We start from the raw sequence: 12,496 nt of genomic DNA, 5'->3' as shown, positions 1-12,496 counted from the left end.
GCACCGTCGGCGCCGGCATCGTATCCTCGATCATCGAGTAATTAGATTGTGCAGGGGCGCTTGGGCCCGAGCATGATCCCGAAAAGTGGTTTCCGGTTTTCGGATAAGGTCATGCTCAAAGCTGAGCGTCCCGCGTAACAAGGAACAGATGAAATGAACGGTCAAAACATCCGCATTCGCCTTAAGGCGTTTGATCATCGGATCCTTGACGCTTCGACGCGGGAAATCGTGTCAACTGCCAAGCGTACCGGTGCCAATGTGCGCGGACCGATCCCGCTTCCGACGCGGATCGAAAAGTTCACAGTCAACCGGTCGCCGCACATCGACAAGAAAAGCCGCGAGCAGTTCGAGATGCGCACGCACAAGCGTCTTCTCGATATTGTTGACCCGACCCCGCAGACAGTTGATGCGCTGATGAAGCTCGATCTGTCAGCTGGTGTCGATGTCGAGATCAAGCTTTAATCGGCTTGAGGACGGAAGGAACGAACCCGATGCGTTCAGGTGTTATTGCACAAAAGCTGGGCATGACCCGCGTCTATAACGACGCTGGCGAACATGTACCGGTGACAGTTCTTCGTATGGAGAACTGCCATGTGGTCGCTCAGCGTACAGTTGAAAAGAACGGTTATACGGCTGTTCAGCTTGGCGTTGGACTTGCCAAGGTGAAGAATACGTCCAAGGCTATGCGCGGTCATTTCGCGAAGGCTGAGGTCGAGCCGAAGGCGAAGCTTGCGGAATTCCGCGTTTCTCCGGATAACCTTCTTGAAGTTGGCTCGGAAATCACTGCCGAGCATTTCGTTGCCGGCCAGAAGGTCGATGTGACAGGTACTTCGATCGGTAAAGGTTTTGCCGGTGTCATGAAGCGCCATAACTTTGCTGGTCATCGTGCTTCGCACGGTAACTCCATTACCCACCGCGCGCACGGTTCGACCGGTCAGCGTCAGGATCCGGGTAAGGTATTCAAGGGCAAAAAAATGGCCGGTCATATGGGGCAGACCCGTGTGACCACCCAAAACATCGAAGTTGTCTCCACAGACAGCGATCGTGGCCTTATTCTGGTTCGCGGCGCAGTTCCAGGCTCCAAGGGTGCCTGGATTCTGGTTCGCGATGCAGTGAAGGTTTCTCTGCCAGAGAATGCACCAAAGCCGGCTGCCCTGCGTCAAAGCGCAAATAATGCAGCAGCGGATGCTGTCGCGACTGAGGGAGCCGAATAATGGATCTCACGATTACAACTCTTGAAGGCAAGGATGCCGGCAAGGTCAAGCTGAATGAAGATATCTTCGGCCTCGACCCGCGAGACGACATTCTTCAGCGTGTCGTGCGCTGGCAGCTGGCGCGCCGTCAGCAGGGTGGTCACTCGACGCTTACGCGTGGTGAAATCGCTCGCACCGGCGCCAAGATGTACAAGCAGAAGGGTACGGGCCGCGCTCGTCACCATTCGGCTCGCGCTCCGCAGTTCCGCGGCGGTGGCAAGGCGCACGGACCGGTTGTCCGCTCGCATGACCACGACCTGCCGAAGAAAGTTCGCGCTCTTGGCCTGCGTCATGCGCTTTCGGCTAAAGCCAAGGCTTCAGATCTGATCATCATCGATGATCTGACAGCCAAGGAAGCAAAGACGAAGAGCCTAGTATCGCAGTTTGCCAAGCTTGGTCTGGAAAATGCACTGCTTATCGGCGGTGCAGAGATCGAGGCAAACTTCTCGCGCGCTGCTTCGAACATTCCGAACATCGACGTTCTGCCGGTGCAGGGCATCAATGTTTACGACATCCTGCGTCGTGGCAAGCTCGTGCTTTCCAAGGCGGCTGTCGAAGCTCTGGAAGCACGTTTCAAGGGGAGCGTTTCAAATGACTGATCTTCGCCACTACGACGTGATCGTCAGCCCCGTTATTACGGAGAAGTCGACTCTGGTTTCTGAAAACAACCAGGTTGTCTTCAATGTAGCCCGCAAGGCGACGAAGCCGGAAATCAAGGCTGCAATCGAGGCGCTCTTCGGCGTCAAGGTAAAGGCCGTTAATACCACTGTGCGCAAAGGCAAGGTGAAGCGGTTCCGCGGCATCGTCGGGCGCCAGAGCGATGTCAAGAAAGCGATCGTAACTTTGGCCGAAGGTCAGAGCATCGACGTTTCGACTGGTCTCTGAGAGGCCGTGGAGTAAAGACAATGGCACTCAAGCATTATAATCCGATCACGCCGGGCCAGCGCCAGCTGGTTATCGTGGATCGCTCGGGCCTCTACAAGGGCAAGCCGGTCAAGTCTCTGACCGAAGGTTTGTCCAAGAAGGGTGGCCGTAACAATACTGGTCGTATCACCGTCCGCTTTCAGGGCGGCGGTCACAAGCGTGCGTACCGTTTCATCGACTTCAAGCGTCGCAAGCATGACGTCGTTGCCACGGTTGAACGTCTGGAATACGATCCGAACCGCACCGCGTTCATCGCGCTGATCCGCTACGAAGATGGCGAGCTGAGCTATATTCTGGCTCCGCAGCGCCTGGCAGTTGGCGACAAGGTTGTTGCTGGCCAGTCGGTCGACGTGAAGCCAGGCAATGCGATGCCGCTTTCATCCATGCCCGTTGGTACCATCATCCACAATGTGGAGATGAAGCCAGGCAAGGGCGGCCAGATTGCTCGCTCCGCAGGCACCTATGCCCAGCTGGTCGGTCGCGATCAGGGTATGGTGATCCTTCGCCTGAATTCGGGTGAACAGCGTCTGGTTCCAGGTGCATGTTTTGCAACGGTTGGCGCTGTGTCCAATCCGGAGCATGGCAATATCAAGGACGGTAAGGCTGGTCGTTCGGTCTGGCGCGGCAAGCGTCCGGGTGTTCGCGGCGTCGCCATGAACCCCGTTGATCACCCGCATGGTGGTGGTGAAGGCCGTACTTCCGGTGGCCGTCATCCGGTCACACCTTGGGGCAAGCCTACGAAGGGCAAAAAGACCCGTTCGAACAAGGCAACCGACAAGTTCATCATGCGCTCGCGCCATCAGCGCAAGAAATAAGAGAGGTAGTCTGAAGTGGCTCGTTCAGTTTGGAAAGGTCCGTTCGTCGATGGCTATCTTCTCAAGAAAGCTGAGAAGGTACGCGAGGGCGGTCGTAATGAAGTCATCAAGATGTGGAGCCGCCGCTCCACGATCTTGCCGCAGTTCGTCGGCCTGACATTCGGTGTTTATAACGGCAACAAGCATGTGCCGGTATCGATCTCCGAAGAGATGGTCGGTCACAAGTTCGGTGAATTCGCGCCGACACGTACCTATTACGGTCACGGCGCGGACAAGAAGGCAAAGAGGAAGTAACGATGGGCAAGGCCAAGGCTCCCCGCCAGCTTAAGGATAACGAGGCGAAAGCCGTCGCCCGTACGCTTCGCGTCAGCCCGCAGAAGCTGAACCTTGTCGCGAGCATGATTCGCGGCAAGAAGGTGAATGCGGCACTCGCCGATCTGACGTTCTCGCGCAAGCGGATCGCGGAAACAGTGAAAAAGACGCTCGAATCGGCTATCGCCAACGCTGAGAACAATCATGATCTCGACGTAGATGCGCTGATCGTTGCTGAAGCCTATGTGGGCAAGTCAATTGTCATGAAGCGCTTCCACGTCCGCGGACGCGGTCGTGCAAGCCGTATCGAAAAGCCGTTTTCGCATCTCACCATTGTTGTCCGCGAAGTTGCGGAAAAAGGGGAGGCCGCATAATGGGCCAGAAGATTAATCCGATCGGTTTCCGTCTCGGTATCAACCGCACCTGGGATTCGCGTTGGTACGCGAATACCGGTGAATACGGCAGGCTTCTGCATGAAGACGTCAAGATCCGTGAATATCTGAAAAGCGAACTCAAGCAGGCCGCGATTTCGAAGATCGTGATCGAGCGTCCGCACAAGAAATGCCGCGTGACGATTTATTCAGCTCGTCCGGGTATCATTATCGGCAAGAAAGGCGCGGATATCGAAAAGCTGCGCAAGAAGCTTTCCGAGATGACGAATTCCGATGCGTCGCTCAATATCGTTGAAGTTCGCAAGCCGGAAGTCGACGCTACGTTGGTCGCTCAGTCGATCGCGCAGCAGCTCGAACGCCGTGTGGCATTCCGTCGCGCCATGAAGCGTGCTGTCCAGTCGGCAATGCGTCTTGGTGCCGAAGGTATTCGTATCAACTGCTCCGGTCGTCTGGGCGGTGCTGAAATCGCACGTATGGAATGGTATCGTGAAGGTCGCGTTCCGCTTCATACACTGCGCGCCGATATCGATTACGGTACGGCAGAAGCGCAGACCGCTTACGGCATCTGCGGTGTGAAGGTCTGGGTATTCAAGGGTGAAATCCTTGAGCACGATCCGATGGCTTCCGAACGTCGTGCGGTTGAGGGTGACAATCAGGGTTCCCAGCAGAACCGCCGCCGCGAGAACGCTCGATAAGCGGGGCCGCGGGCGAGAAAATTGGAGTAGAGAACAATGATGCAGCCTAAGCGCACCAAGTTCCGTAAACAGTTCAAGGGCCGTATTCACGGTAATTCGAAGGGCGGTACGGATCTGAATTTTGGTGCTTTCGGCCTGAAGGCCGTTGAGCCGGAGCGCGTCACTGCACGACAGATCGAAGCGGCCCGCCGCGCGATCACCCGTCACATGAAGCGTGCGGGTCGTGTATGGATCCGCATCTTCCCAGACCTGCCAGTTACATCGAAGCCAACCGAAGTCCGTATGGGTAAAGGTAAGGGTTCGGTTGACTACTGGGCATGCCGTGTGGCACCAGGTCGCGTGATGTTTGAGCTTGACGGCGTACCCGAAGATGTGGCACGCGAAGCCCTACGACTCGGCGCTGCGAAGTTGCCGATCAAGACGCGCTTTATCCAGCGCATAGCTGAATAAGAGAGGCAGCCATGAAAGCCGTAGATGTTCGGGCGAAAAGCCTCGACCAGATTAACGATGAGTTGGCCGCACTGAAGAAAGAGCAGTTCAACCTGCGCTTTCAGAAGGCGACCGGCCAGCTTGAAAAAACCGCGCGCGTGAAGCAGGTTCGCCGCGACATTGCGCGTATTAAGACTATTGCCCGCCAGAAGGCGGTCGCAAGCAAGGCATAAGGAAGTATATCATGCCTAAACGCGTTCTGCAGGGCGTCGTCGTCAGCGATAAGAACGACAAGACTGTCGTGGTTAAGGTTGAGCGCCGCTATTCGCATCCGCTCCTCCAGAAGACCGTGCGTCAGTCGAAGAAGTACAAGGCGCATGACGAGAACAACCAGTTCAAGGTTGGTGATGCCGTTTCCATTGAGGAATCGGCTCCGATCTCGAAGGACAAACGCTGGGTCGTTCTGACGAACGAAGCAGCGGGCTAAATTACAAACACGCAGCTTAGGTAGGGCAGGAGCCCTTAACCAGCTGAAGGAAAAGAAGGCGGCCAGTCATGATTCAGATGCAAACAAACCTCGACGTGGCGGATAATTCCGGCGCACGTCGTGTCATGTGCATCAAGGTGCTGGGCGGTTCGAAGCGGCGTTACGCTTCCGTTGGCGACATCATTGTGGTGTCGGTCAAGGAAGCCATTCCGCGCGGCCGCGTCAAAAAAGGTGACGTGATGAAGGCGGTGGTCGTACGTACCGCCAAGGACATCCGTCGTCCGGATGGCAGCGTAATTCGTTTTGATAACAACGCAGCCGTTCTCATCGATAACAAGAAAGAGCCTATTGGTACGCGTATCTTCGGACCGGTTCCACGCGAGCTTCGCGCAAAGAGCCATATGAAGATCATCTCGCTGGCTCCGGAAGTTCTGTAAGGAAGCAAGACGATGCAAAAGATTCGCAAAGGCGACAGCGTTGTCGTGTTGTCCGGTAAGGACAAAGGCCGTAAGGGCGAAGTTCTCAAGGTCATGCCAAAGGACGATCATGCGATTGTTCGTGGTATCAATATGGTGAAGCGTCATCAGCGCCAGACCCAGACACAGGAAGCCGGCATTATTTCCAAGGAAGCGCCGATCCATTTGTCCAACCTGGCGATTGCAGATCCCAAGGACGGCAAGCCGACCCGTGTCGGTTTCCGTGTTGAGGACGGCAAGAAGGTTCGTGTCGCAAAACGTTCTGGAGCGCTGATCGATGGCTGAAGCAAAGGCACTTCCCCGCTTCAAGAAGCTTTACCGGGAAAATATCCGTAAGGCGTTGCTTGAAGAATTCAAATATGACAACGAGATGCAGATTCCGCGTATCGATAAGGTTGTCATCAACATGGGCGTTGGCGAAGCAACAGGCGACTCCAAGAAGCCGACTGTTGCTGCTGAAGATCTCGGCCTCATTGCCGGTCAGAAGGCTGTAATCACGCGTGCCCGCAATTCTATCGCAACCTTCAAGTTGCGTGAAGACATGCCGATCGGCACGAAGGTCACTCTTCGTCAGGATCGTATGTACGAATTCCTTGATCGCCTGATCACGATCGCGCTGCCGCGCGTTCGCGACTTTCGTGGTCTGAATCCCAAGAGCTTTGATGGCCGTGGCAACTTTGCCATGGGTATCAAGGAACACATCGTGTTTCCGGAAATCAACTACGACAAGGTTGATCAAATCTGGGGCATGGACATCATCGTTTGCACGACCGCCAAGACGGATGATGAAGCGCGCTCACTTCTGCGTGCCTTCAACTTCCCGTTCCGGCAGTAACGGCAAGCGTAGCGAGGTATAATAATATGGCCAAGACTAGCGCAGTCGAAAAAAACAAGCGCCGCGAAAAGTTGGTTAAGCGTCATGCTGAAAAGCGTGCACGTCTGAAGGCGATCGTCATGGATCAGAGCCTTCCGCTGGACGAGCGTTTCCGCGCGACCATCCAGCTCGCCGAATTGCCGCGCAACTCTGCCAAGGTTCGTATTCGCAATCGTTGCGAAGTCTCGGGCCGTCCGCGTGGTTATTACCGTAAACTGAAGATGTCGCGTATTGCGCTTCGTCAGTTGGGTTCGCTTGGACAGGTTCCAGGCGTCGTAAAGTCGAGCTGGTAAGGAGTAGCATATGTCTGTGTCAGATCCTATCGGCGATATGCTGACCCGTATCCGTAACGCGGTCGGCCGCAAGAAGACCAAGGTTTCGACCCCGGCTTCCAAGTTGCGCGCCCGTGTTCTCGATGTCCTTCAGGCTGAAGGTTACATTCGCGGATATTCGCAGAGCGAATTCGTTAACGGCAAGGCCGAGATCGAAATCGAGCTGAAATATTATGAAGGTGTTCCAGTTATTCGTGAGCTTACCCGCGTATCGAAGCCTGGCCGTCGCGTTTACGTATCGGTCAAGTCGATCCCGCAGGTCGCGAATGGCCTTGGCATCTCGATCCTCTCCACGCCCAAGGGTGTGATGGCGGATCATGAAGCCCGTGAACAAAACGTTGGTGGTGAGCTGCTCTGCCGCATCTTCTGATGCGGTCGGCAGCGAACAGATAGAAGACAGGTATAAAAATGTCTCGTATCGGTAAAAAACCCGTGCCGGTCCCGGCGGGCGTGACCGCCAGTGTTGAAGGGCAGACCGTCAAGGCCAAGGGCGCGAAAGGTGAATTGTCTTTCGTCGTGCACGATGAAGTTCTGGTTAAGATGGAAGAGGGCGCTATCGCCGTCGATCCTCGCGATCAGTCGAAGGAAGCCCGATCGAAGTGGGGCATGGCCCGCACGATGATTTCTAATATCTTCACGGGTGTGAAGGATGGCTTCGAGAAGAAGCTGGAAATCAGCGGTGTCGGTTATCGTGCTGCTATGCAGGGCAAGAACCTGCAGCTCTCGCTCGGCTTCAGCCATGAAGTGGTCTACGACGTGCCTGCTGGCATCTCTGTTGCTGTTCCGAAGCCGACGGAAATCGTCGTCTCGGGTATCGACAAGCAGCAGGTCGGTCAGGTTGCGGCCGAGATCCGCGAATATCGCGCGCCGGAGCCCTATAAGGGCAAGGGCGTTAAGTATGCGAACGAAGTCATCGTCCGCAAAGAAGGCAAGAAGAAGTAAGGGAAGCGCGCCATGGCATCGCCAAAACAAACTTTGCAGCGTCGCGCTGCTCGCGTGCGCCGTCAGCTCAAGTCGGTCGCTAATGGCCGTCCACGCCTCAGCGTTCATCGCTCTTCGAAGAACATTTACGTCCAGGTTATCGATGACGTTCGCGGTGTCACCATCGCAGCAGCATCGACCCTCGACGGCGATCTGAAGGGTAAGCTCAAGACTGGTGCAGACCAGGCAGCTGCGGCTGCTGTTGGGAAGCTCCTTGCTGAGCGCGCTGTGAAGGCAGGCGTCAAGGAAGTCGTATTCGACCGTGGAGCTTTCATTTACCACGGTCGCATCAAGGCTCTCGCCGAAGCCGCCCGCGAAGGCGGGTTGAGCTTCTAATCAGCAATTTGTGCTTCCGGAAAAGAATAAAGGAATAGGACATGGCACAGAGAGAACGTAACCGCGATGATCGCGGTCGTGATGAGCGTGACAGCGAATTCGTTGACAAGCTCGTTCACATCAATCGTGTGGCCAAGGTGGTCAAGGGTGGTCGTCGTTTTGGTTTCGCTGCGCTTGTCGTAGTTGGAGATCAGAAGGGCCGCGTAGGCTTCGGTCACGGCAAGGCGCGCGAAGTGCCGGAGGCGATCCGCAAGGCCACCGAGTCGGCTAAGCGTGATATGGTCTTCGTTCCGCTTCGTTCGGGCCGTACGCTGCATCACGATGTGCATGGTCGTCACGGTGCGGGCAAGGTCCTGCTGCGTGCAGCGCCTGCCGGTACCGGTATCATCGCCGGCGGCCCGATGCGTGCGGTGTTTGAAACGCTTGGCGTTCAGGACGTGGTTGCCAAGTCGCTTGGCTCGTCGAACCCTTACAACATGGTTCGCGCGACCTTCGATGCTCTGAAGCATCAGATGCATCCGAAGGACATTGCAGCACAGCGTGGCATCAAGTACTCGACGCTTCAGGCTCGCCGCCATGAAGTGGTCGGTTCGGAAGAATAGCCAAGAGTTTGTGCCAGTCCGGTGTCAACTCATCGGATACGCCATAGACAAGGGATTTGAGTGATGGCTGAGAAGAAGGGTAAGACGGTTACGGTCGAACAGATCGGCAGCCCTATCCGCCGTCCAGTCGAACAGCGTGCTACGCTGATCGGGCTTGGACTTAACAAAATGCACCGCCGCCGCACGCTGGAGGACACGCCTTCGGTTCGCGGTATGATCGCCAGGGTTCAGCATCTCGTCCGCGTTGTGGACGAGGCCTGATAGCGCAGGGAGACAGAGACATGAAACTCAACGATCTGCGTGACAAGCCAGGTTCCGTCAAGGCAGCAAAGCGCGTTGGCCGTGGTATTGGTTCAGGTTCCGGCAAAACCGCCGGTCGCGGCGTCAAGGGACAGAAGTCCCGTTCGGGCGTTTCGATCAACGGCTTTGAAGGCGGCCAGATGCCAATCTACCGCCGTCTGCCAAAGCGCGGCTTCACAAACATCTTCGCAAAAAGCTTCAACGTCGTTTCGCTTGGCCGTGTTCAGGCTGCAATCGATGCGGGCAAGCTGGATGCCAAGGCTGTCGTGAACATCGAGTCGCTGAAGGCTGCTGGCGTGATTCGCCGCGCTAAGGATGGTGTCCGTATTCTTTCGGACGGTGATTTGAAGGCCAAGGTTGCTTTCGAGGTAACTGGTGCTTCCAAGGCCGCGATCGAAAAGATCGAAAAGGCTGGCGGCAGCATCAAACTTCCTGAAGCTGCTGCGGAATAAGACTGCAATACAAATAATAGCGGCGGCCCAGAGCAATTCCCGGAAAAGTGTAAAACAGTTTTCCGGGAAATGCGATAAAAACTGGGCCGCCGCTTGCACCTTTATGCCAATGCGCATATCTGGGTAGGGTCTTCCGGTCTGCGGATACGAGTCTGAGAGATTCGCGTCTTCATAGTCGGAGGGCCGGAGACTTTTCACCGGAGAAATTTAATGGCATCGGCTGCTGAACAGCTAGTTTCCAATCTTAATTTTTCGGCTTTCTCGAAAGCGGAAGAACTCAAGAAGCGTATCTGGTTTACACTGGGCGCTCTGCTGGTGTACCGTTTCGGCACCTATATCCCGCTCCCCGGCATCAATCCGGATGCTCTTGCGCAGGTTTTCCAGCAGCATAGCCAGGGTGTTCTGGGGCTTTTCAATATGTTCGCCGGTGGTGCCGTAGGCCGTATGGCCATTTTTGCGCTCGGCATCATGCCCTATATTTCCGCTTCCATTATCGTGCAGCTTATGACGTCGGTCGTTCCGTCGCTTGAAGCGCTGAAAAAGGAAGGAGAGTCGGGCCGCAAGATCATCAACCAGTACACCCGTTATGGCACGGTGTTGCTGGCGCTCGTTCAGGCCTATGCCATTTCCGTCGGTCTTCAGTCCGGTAGCGGGATTGTGACCTCGCCAGGACCGTTCTTTATTCTTTCATCGGTGATTACACTTGTCGGCGGCACAATGTTCCTGATGTGGCTGGGCGAGCAGATTACGGCTCGCGGCATCGGTAACGGTATCTCGCTGATCATTTTTGCGGGTATTGTTGCGAACCTTCCATCTGCCATTTCGGGCACGTTGGAATTGGGCCGTACGGGCGCATTGTCGACTGGTCTCATTCTCGGCGTGATCGTTCTTGCAGTGGTGCTGATTGCAGTCATCGTCTTTGCGGAACGTGCCCAGCGCCGCCTGCTGATCCAGTATCCGAAGCGCCAGGTCGGCAATCGGATGTTTCAGGGCGATACGTCCCATTTGCCGCTCAAGCTCAATACTTCCGGCGTTATCCCGCCAATTTTCGCGTCGTCGCTTCTGCTGTTGCCCGCGACTGTGGCGGGGTTTGCTAGTACGACAGAAATGCCGACATGGGCAACGACCGTTCTCAATGCACTTGGTCATGGTCAGCCGCTATATATGCTGTTCTATGCTTCGTTGATTGCTTTTTTCTGCTTCTTCTATACGGCGATCGTATTCAACCCCAAGGATACAGCAGACCAGCTCAAGAAGCATTCCGGCTTCATTCCGGGCATTCGTCCGGGCGAGCGTACGGCAGAGTACATCGATTTTGTGCTGACGCGTATTACGGTTGTCGGTGCTATCTATCTCGTGCTTGTCTGCCTTCTGCCGGAATTTCTGATTTCCGCAACCGGCGTGCCGTTTTATCTTGGTGGTACGTCGCTGCTGATTGTTGTCAGCGTAACACTGGATACGGTTGCGCAAATTCAGGGGCATCTTGTAGCGCATCAATACGAAGGGCTGATCAAGAAGTCCAAACTCAGAGGTGGGAAACGTAATAGATGAGATTGATACTTCTTGGGCCGCCGGGAGCAGGTAAGGGGACGCAGGCTGGACTTCTTACCAAGAAGCATGGAATACCTCAGCTTTCGACGGGAGATATGCTGCGTGCGGCAGTCGCCCAGCAAAGCGAGATCGGCAAGCGTGCGAAGGCGATTATGGATGCCGGTGAGCTTGTTTCCGACGAGGTTGTAAACCAGATCGTTTCCGATCGTATCGATGCGCCGGATTGCTCAGCGGGCTTTATCCTCGACGGCTATCCGCGTACGGTGCCGCAGGCGCAGGCTCTTGGGGAGATGCTAGCGAGCAAAGGTCTCAAGCTCAATGCGGTCATCGAACTCAAAGTCGATGAGAACGCCCTGGTCAAGCGGATGGAAAATCGTGTGGCCGAGACTATCGCCAAGGGTGGACAAGCCCGTTCGGATGACAATCCGGAAGCATTCCGCAAGCGACTGGTCGAATATCGCGAGAAGACCGCGCCACTTTCGACCTATTATGCAGGAACTGGCGAGTTGCGTGTCATAAATGGCATGGCGCCTGTTGAAGAAGTTACCGCCGAAATCGAGAGAATTCTCGTTCCGGCGTGAGGTTGAATAGCCGATAATCAGATATGGGCAGAGAAGTGAACCACCTTTCTGCTCATTCTCGCTTCAAAAAGGTTGCTCGAATAGTCTGTAAAGCCGCTTTTGCGGCTTTACAGACAGTTAAGAGTTGACTTTTTCGGGTGATTCCGTCAAAGACTGCGCCACTTCATATGGTTTTGAATGGACGGTGCTGGCGGAAATAGTAAGAAGCCGGGATCGGCTGTTTCATGCCGTCCGGGGAAGGCCTCTGGATGGAGACAATTATAACTCAAGGAGAACAGACGTGGCACGTATCGCTGGCGTCAACATCCCGACGAACAAGCGCGTTATCATTGCGCTTCAGTACATTCATGGGATTGGACCGAAATTTGCCCGGGAAATCGTAACGAAAGTCGGTATCGCCGATGATCGTCGCGTTAACCAGTTGTCGGATGCTGAAGTACTTCAGATCCGTGAAGCAATCGATGCCGACTATCATGTCGAAGGCGATCTGCGCCGTGAAGTATCGATGAATATCAAGCGCCTGATGGACCTTGGCTGCTACCGCGGTCTGCGCCATCGCCGTTCGTTGCCGGTTCGCGGCCAGCGTACGCATACGAATGCACGCACCCGCAAGGGTCCGGCAAAGGCTATTGCAGGCAAGAAGAAGTAATCAATCTGTCAAGCTCATCCGGTTAGCCGGAAGGGTTTGAAACTAGTCCTTTCGC

Annotated in this window: 24 protein-coding genes; all 24 read left to right on the top strand. The window is 55.3% G+C overall.

Translation table 11 applies throughout. The features are described from left to right. Positions 1-153 precede the first annotated feature (153 nt). The 24 genes from rpsJ to rpsM all read left to right on the top strand — a co-directional run bounded on the left by rpsJ (position 154) and on the right by rpsM (position 12,441). Complete coding sequence (gene rpsJ, locus KUG47_RS14330) at positions 154-462, top strand: 30S ribosomal protein S10 (protein WP_002964363.1); 309 nt, start codon at positions 154-156, stop codon at positions 460-462. A 29-nt stretch (positions 463-491) separates the two neighbouring features. Beyond that, positions 492-1,214, top strand: a complete 723-nt coding sequence (rplC, locus tag KUG47_RS14325; RefSeq protein ID WP_217678654.1) for a 50S ribosomal protein L3 — start codon at positions 492-494, stop codon at positions 1,212-1,214. Next, positions 1,214-1,852 carry a 50S ribosomal protein L4 gene (gene rplD, locus KUG47_RS14320; protein WP_217678653.1) on the top strand — a complete coding sequence of 213 codons (639 nt, stop codon included), beginning with the start codon at positions 1,214-1,216 and terminating at the stop codon, positions 1,850-1,852. The genes rplC and rplD overlap by 1 nt, the downstream gene beginning before the upstream one ends. Next, positions 1,845-2,138, top strand: a complete 294-nt coding sequence (locus tag KUG47_RS14315) for a 50S ribosomal protein L23 (RefSeq protein ID WP_109705989.1) — start codon at positions 1,845-1,847, stop codon at positions 2,136-2,138. The genes rplD and KUG47_RS14315 overlap by 8 nt, the downstream gene beginning before the upstream one ends. Before the next feature lie 20 nt (positions 2,139-2,158). Then, positions 2,159-2,992: a 50S ribosomal protein L2 gene (rplB, locus tag KUG47_RS14310; protein ID WP_217678652.1), complete on the top strand. Its 834-nt coding sequence runs from the start codon at positions 2,159-2,161 to the stop codon at positions 2,990-2,992. Positions 2,993-3,007: 15 nt separating this feature from the next. Then, positions 3,008-3,286, top strand: a complete 279-nt coding sequence (rpsS, locus tag KUG47_RS14305) for a 30S ribosomal protein S19 (RefSeq protein ID WP_070997411.1) — start codon at positions 3,008-3,010, stop codon at positions 3,284-3,286. A 2-nt stretch (positions 3,287-3,288) separates the two neighbouring features. Then, positions 3,289-3,678, top strand: a complete 390-nt coding sequence (rplV, locus tag KUG47_RS14300; RefSeq protein WP_217678651.1) for a 50S ribosomal protein L22 — start codon at positions 3,289-3,291, stop codon at positions 3,676-3,678. Then, entirely contained in the window at positions 3,678-4,391 is a 714-nt protein-coding gene (gene rpsC, locus KUG47_RS14295; RefSeq protein ID WP_217678650.1) for a 30S ribosomal protein S3, read from the top strand. Before rplV ends, rpsC begins: the two co-directional genes overlap by 1 nt. 36 nt (positions 4,392-4,427) lie before the next feature. Next, the gene (rplP, locus tag KUG47_RS14290) at positions 4,428-4,841 is read left to right on the top strand and encodes a 50S ribosomal protein L16 (RefSeq protein ID WP_006467023.1); all 414 of its coding nucleotides are present in this window, start codon (positions 4,428-4,430) and stop codon (positions 4,839-4,841) included. Between the two features lie 11 nt (positions 4,842-4,852). Continuing rightward, on the top strand, positions 4,853-5,053 hold the full coding sequence (rpmC, locus tag KUG47_RS14285) for a 50S ribosomal protein L29 (RefSeq protein ID WP_217678649.1): 201 nt from the start codon (positions 4,853-4,855) through the stop codon (positions 5,051-5,053). 11 nt (positions 5,054-5,064) lie between these two features. Beyond that, on the top strand, positions 5,065-5,307 hold the full coding sequence (gene rpsQ, locus KUG47_RS14280) for a 30S ribosomal protein S17 (RefSeq protein ID WP_217678648.1): 243 nt from the start codon (positions 5,065-5,067) through the stop codon (positions 5,305-5,307). A 68-nt stretch (positions 5,308-5,375) separates the two neighbouring features. After that, positions 5,376-5,744: a 50S ribosomal protein L14 gene (gene rplN / locus KUG47_RS14275; protein ID WP_109705997.1), complete on the top strand. Its 369-nt coding sequence runs from the start codon at positions 5,376-5,378 to the stop codon at positions 5,742-5,744. Positions 5,745-5,756: 12 nt separating this feature from the next. Continuing rightward, a complete protein-coding gene (gene rplX, locus KUG47_RS14270) occupies positions 5,757-6,068 on the top strand; it encodes a 50S ribosomal protein L24 (RefSeq protein WP_217678647.1) in 312 nt (103 codons plus the stop codon). Beyond that, entirely contained in the window at positions 6,061-6,618 is a 558-nt protein-coding gene (gene rplE, locus KUG47_RS14265; RefSeq protein ID WP_217678646.1) for a 50S ribosomal protein L5, read from the top strand. Before rplX ends, rplE begins: the two co-directional genes overlap by 8 nt. A 26-nt stretch (positions 6,619-6,644) precedes the next feature. After that, complete coding sequence (gene rpsN / locus KUG47_RS14260) at positions 6,645-6,950, top strand: 30S ribosomal protein S14 (protein WP_109706000.1); 306 nt, start codon at positions 6,645-6,647, stop codon at positions 6,948-6,950. Between the two features lie 10 nt (positions 6,951-6,960). Next, positions 6,961-7,359: a 30S ribosomal protein S8 gene (gene rpsH, locus KUG47_RS14255; RefSeq protein WP_217678645.1), complete on the top strand. Its 399-nt coding sequence runs from the start codon at positions 6,961-6,963 to the stop codon at positions 7,357-7,359. Between the two features lie 38 nt (positions 7,360-7,397). Next, on the top strand, positions 7,398-7,931 hold the full coding sequence (gene rplF / locus KUG47_RS14250; protein WP_217678644.1) for a 50S ribosomal protein L6: 534 nt from the start codon (positions 7,398-7,400) through the stop codon (positions 7,929-7,931). Between the two features lie 12 nt (positions 7,932-7,943). Further along, positions 7,944-8,306, top strand: coding sequence for a 50S ribosomal protein L18 (rplR, locus tag KUG47_RS14245; RefSeq protein ID WP_217678643.1), 363 nt, complete (start codon positions 7,944-7,946; stop codon positions 8,304-8,306). Between the two features lie 41 nt (positions 8,307-8,347). Beyond that, complete coding sequence (rpsE, locus tag KUG47_RS14240; RefSeq protein WP_217678642.1) at positions 8,348-8,908, top strand: 30S ribosomal protein S5; 561 nt, start codon at positions 8,348-8,350, stop codon at positions 8,906-8,908. A 63-nt stretch (positions 8,909-8,971) separates the two neighbouring features. Beyond that, entirely contained in the window at positions 8,972-9,169 is a 198-nt protein-coding gene (gene rpmD, locus KUG47_RS14235) for a 50S ribosomal protein L30 (RefSeq protein WP_217678641.1), read from the top strand. Between the two features lie 20 nt (positions 9,170-9,189). After that, positions 9,190-9,660: a 50S ribosomal protein L15 gene (rplO, locus tag KUG47_RS14230; protein WP_217678640.1), complete on the top strand. Its 471-nt coding sequence runs from the start codon at positions 9,190-9,192 to the stop codon at positions 9,658-9,660. Between the two features lie 210 nt (positions 9,661-9,870). After that, a complete protein-coding gene (gene secY / locus KUG47_RS14225; RefSeq protein WP_217678639.1) occupies positions 9,871-11,211 on the top strand; it encodes a preprotein translocase subunit SecY in 1,341 nt (446 codons plus the stop codon). Beyond that, the gene (locus KUG47_RS14220) at positions 11,208-11,792 is read left to right on the top strand and encodes an adenylate kinase (protein WP_217678638.1); all 585 of its coding nucleotides are present in this window, start codon (positions 11,208-11,210) and stop codon (positions 11,790-11,792) included. Before secY ends, KUG47_RS14220 begins: the two co-directional genes overlap by 4 nt. Positions 11,793-12,072: 280 nt before the next feature. Continuing rightward, on the top strand, positions 12,073-12,441 hold the full coding sequence (gene rpsM / locus KUG47_RS14215; protein WP_217678637.1) for a 30S ribosomal protein S13: 369 nt from the start codon (positions 12,073-12,075) through the stop codon (positions 12,439-12,441). The last annotated feature ends 55 nt before the right edge of the window (positions 12,442-12,496 follow it).

It is taken from the genome of Falsochrobactrum tianjinense (assembly GCF_019100495.1).
Taxonomy (GTDB): Bacteria; Pseudomonadota; Alphaproteobacteria; order Rhizobiales; family Rhizobiaceae; genus Brucella; species Brucella tianjinense.
The sequence above is the reverse complement of the archived record's forward strand: the minus strand, read 5'-3'. Positions and strand labels throughout refer to the sequence as shown.

Coding starts and splice junctions, on each gene's coding strand:
- rplE (WP_217678646.1), top strand. CDS start 6,061: ATGGCTGAAGCAAAGGCACTTCCCCGCTTCAAGAAGCTTTACCGGGAA.
- rpsQ (WP_217678648.1), top strand. CDS start 5,065: ATGCCTAAACGCGTTCTGCAGGGCGTCGTCGTCAGCGATAAGAACGAC.
- rpsN (WP_109706000.1), top strand. CDS start 6,645: ATGGCCAAGACTAGCGCAGTCGAAAAAAACAAGCGCCGCGAAAAGTTG.
- rplB (WP_217678652.1), top strand. CDS start 2,159: ATGGCACTCAAGCATTATAATCCGATCACGCCGGGCCAGCGCCAGCTG.
- rplD (WP_217678653.1), top strand. CDS start 1,214: ATGGATCTCACGATTACAACTCTTGAAGGCAAGGATGCCGGCAAGGTC.
- rplR (WP_217678643.1), top strand. CDS start 7,944: ATGGCATCGCCAAAACAAACTTTGCAGCGTCGCGCTGCTCGCGTGCGC.
- rpmD (WP_217678641.1), top strand. CDS start 8,972: ATGGCTGAGAAGAAGGGTAAGACGGTTACGGTCGAACAGATCGGCAGC.
- rplN (WP_109705997.1), top strand. CDS start 5,376: ATGATTCAGATGCAAACAAACCTCGACGTGGCGGATAATTCCGGCGCA.
- rpsH (WP_217678645.1), top strand. CDS start 6,961: ATGTCTGTGTCAGATCCTATCGGCGATATGCTGACCCGTATCCGTAAC.
- KUG47_RS14220 (WP_217678638.1), top strand. CDS start 11,208: ATGAGATTGATACTTCTTGGGCCGCCGGGAGCAGGTAAGGGGACGCAG.
- rpsC (WP_217678650.1), top strand. CDS start 3,678: ATGGGCCAGAAGATTAATCCGATCGGTTTCCGTCTCGGTATCAACCGC.
- rpsJ (WP_002964363.1), top strand. CDS start 154: ATGAACGGTCAAAACATCCGCATTCGCCTTAAGGCGTTTGATCATCGG.
- rplC (WP_217678654.1), top strand. CDS start 492: ATGCGTTCAGGTGTTATTGCACAAAAGCTGGGCATGACCCGCGTCTAT.
- rpsE (WP_217678642.1), top strand. CDS start 8,348: ATGGCACAGAGAGAACGTAACCGCGATGATCGCGGTCGTGATGAGCGT.
- KUG47_RS14315 (WP_109705989.1), top strand. CDS start 1,845: ATGACTGATCTTCGCCACTACGACGTGATCGTCAGCCCCGTTATTACG.
- rplO (WP_217678640.1), top strand. CDS start 9,190: ATGAAACTCAACGATCTGCGTGACAAGCCAGGTTCCGTCAAGGCAGCA.
- secY (WP_217678639.1), top strand. CDS start 9,871: ATGGCATCGGCTGCTGAACAGCTAGTTTCCAATCTTAATTTTTCGGCT.
- rplX (WP_217678647.1), top strand. CDS start 5,757: ATGCAAAAGATTCGCAAAGGCGACAGCGTTGTCGTGTTGTCCGGTAAG.
- rplF (WP_217678644.1), top strand. CDS start 7,398: ATGTCTCGTATCGGTAAAAAACCCGTGCCGGTCCCGGCGGGCGTGACC.
- rplV (WP_217678651.1), top strand. CDS start 3,289: ATGGGCAAGGCCAAGGCTCCCCGCCAGCTTAAGGATAACGAGGCGAAA.
- rplP (WP_006467023.1), top strand. CDS start 4,428: ATGATGCAGCCTAAGCGCACCAAGTTCCGTAAACAGTTCAAGGGCCGT.
- rpmC (WP_217678649.1), top strand. CDS start 4,853: ATGAAAGCCGTAGATGTTCGGGCGAAAAGCCTCGACCAGATTAACGAT.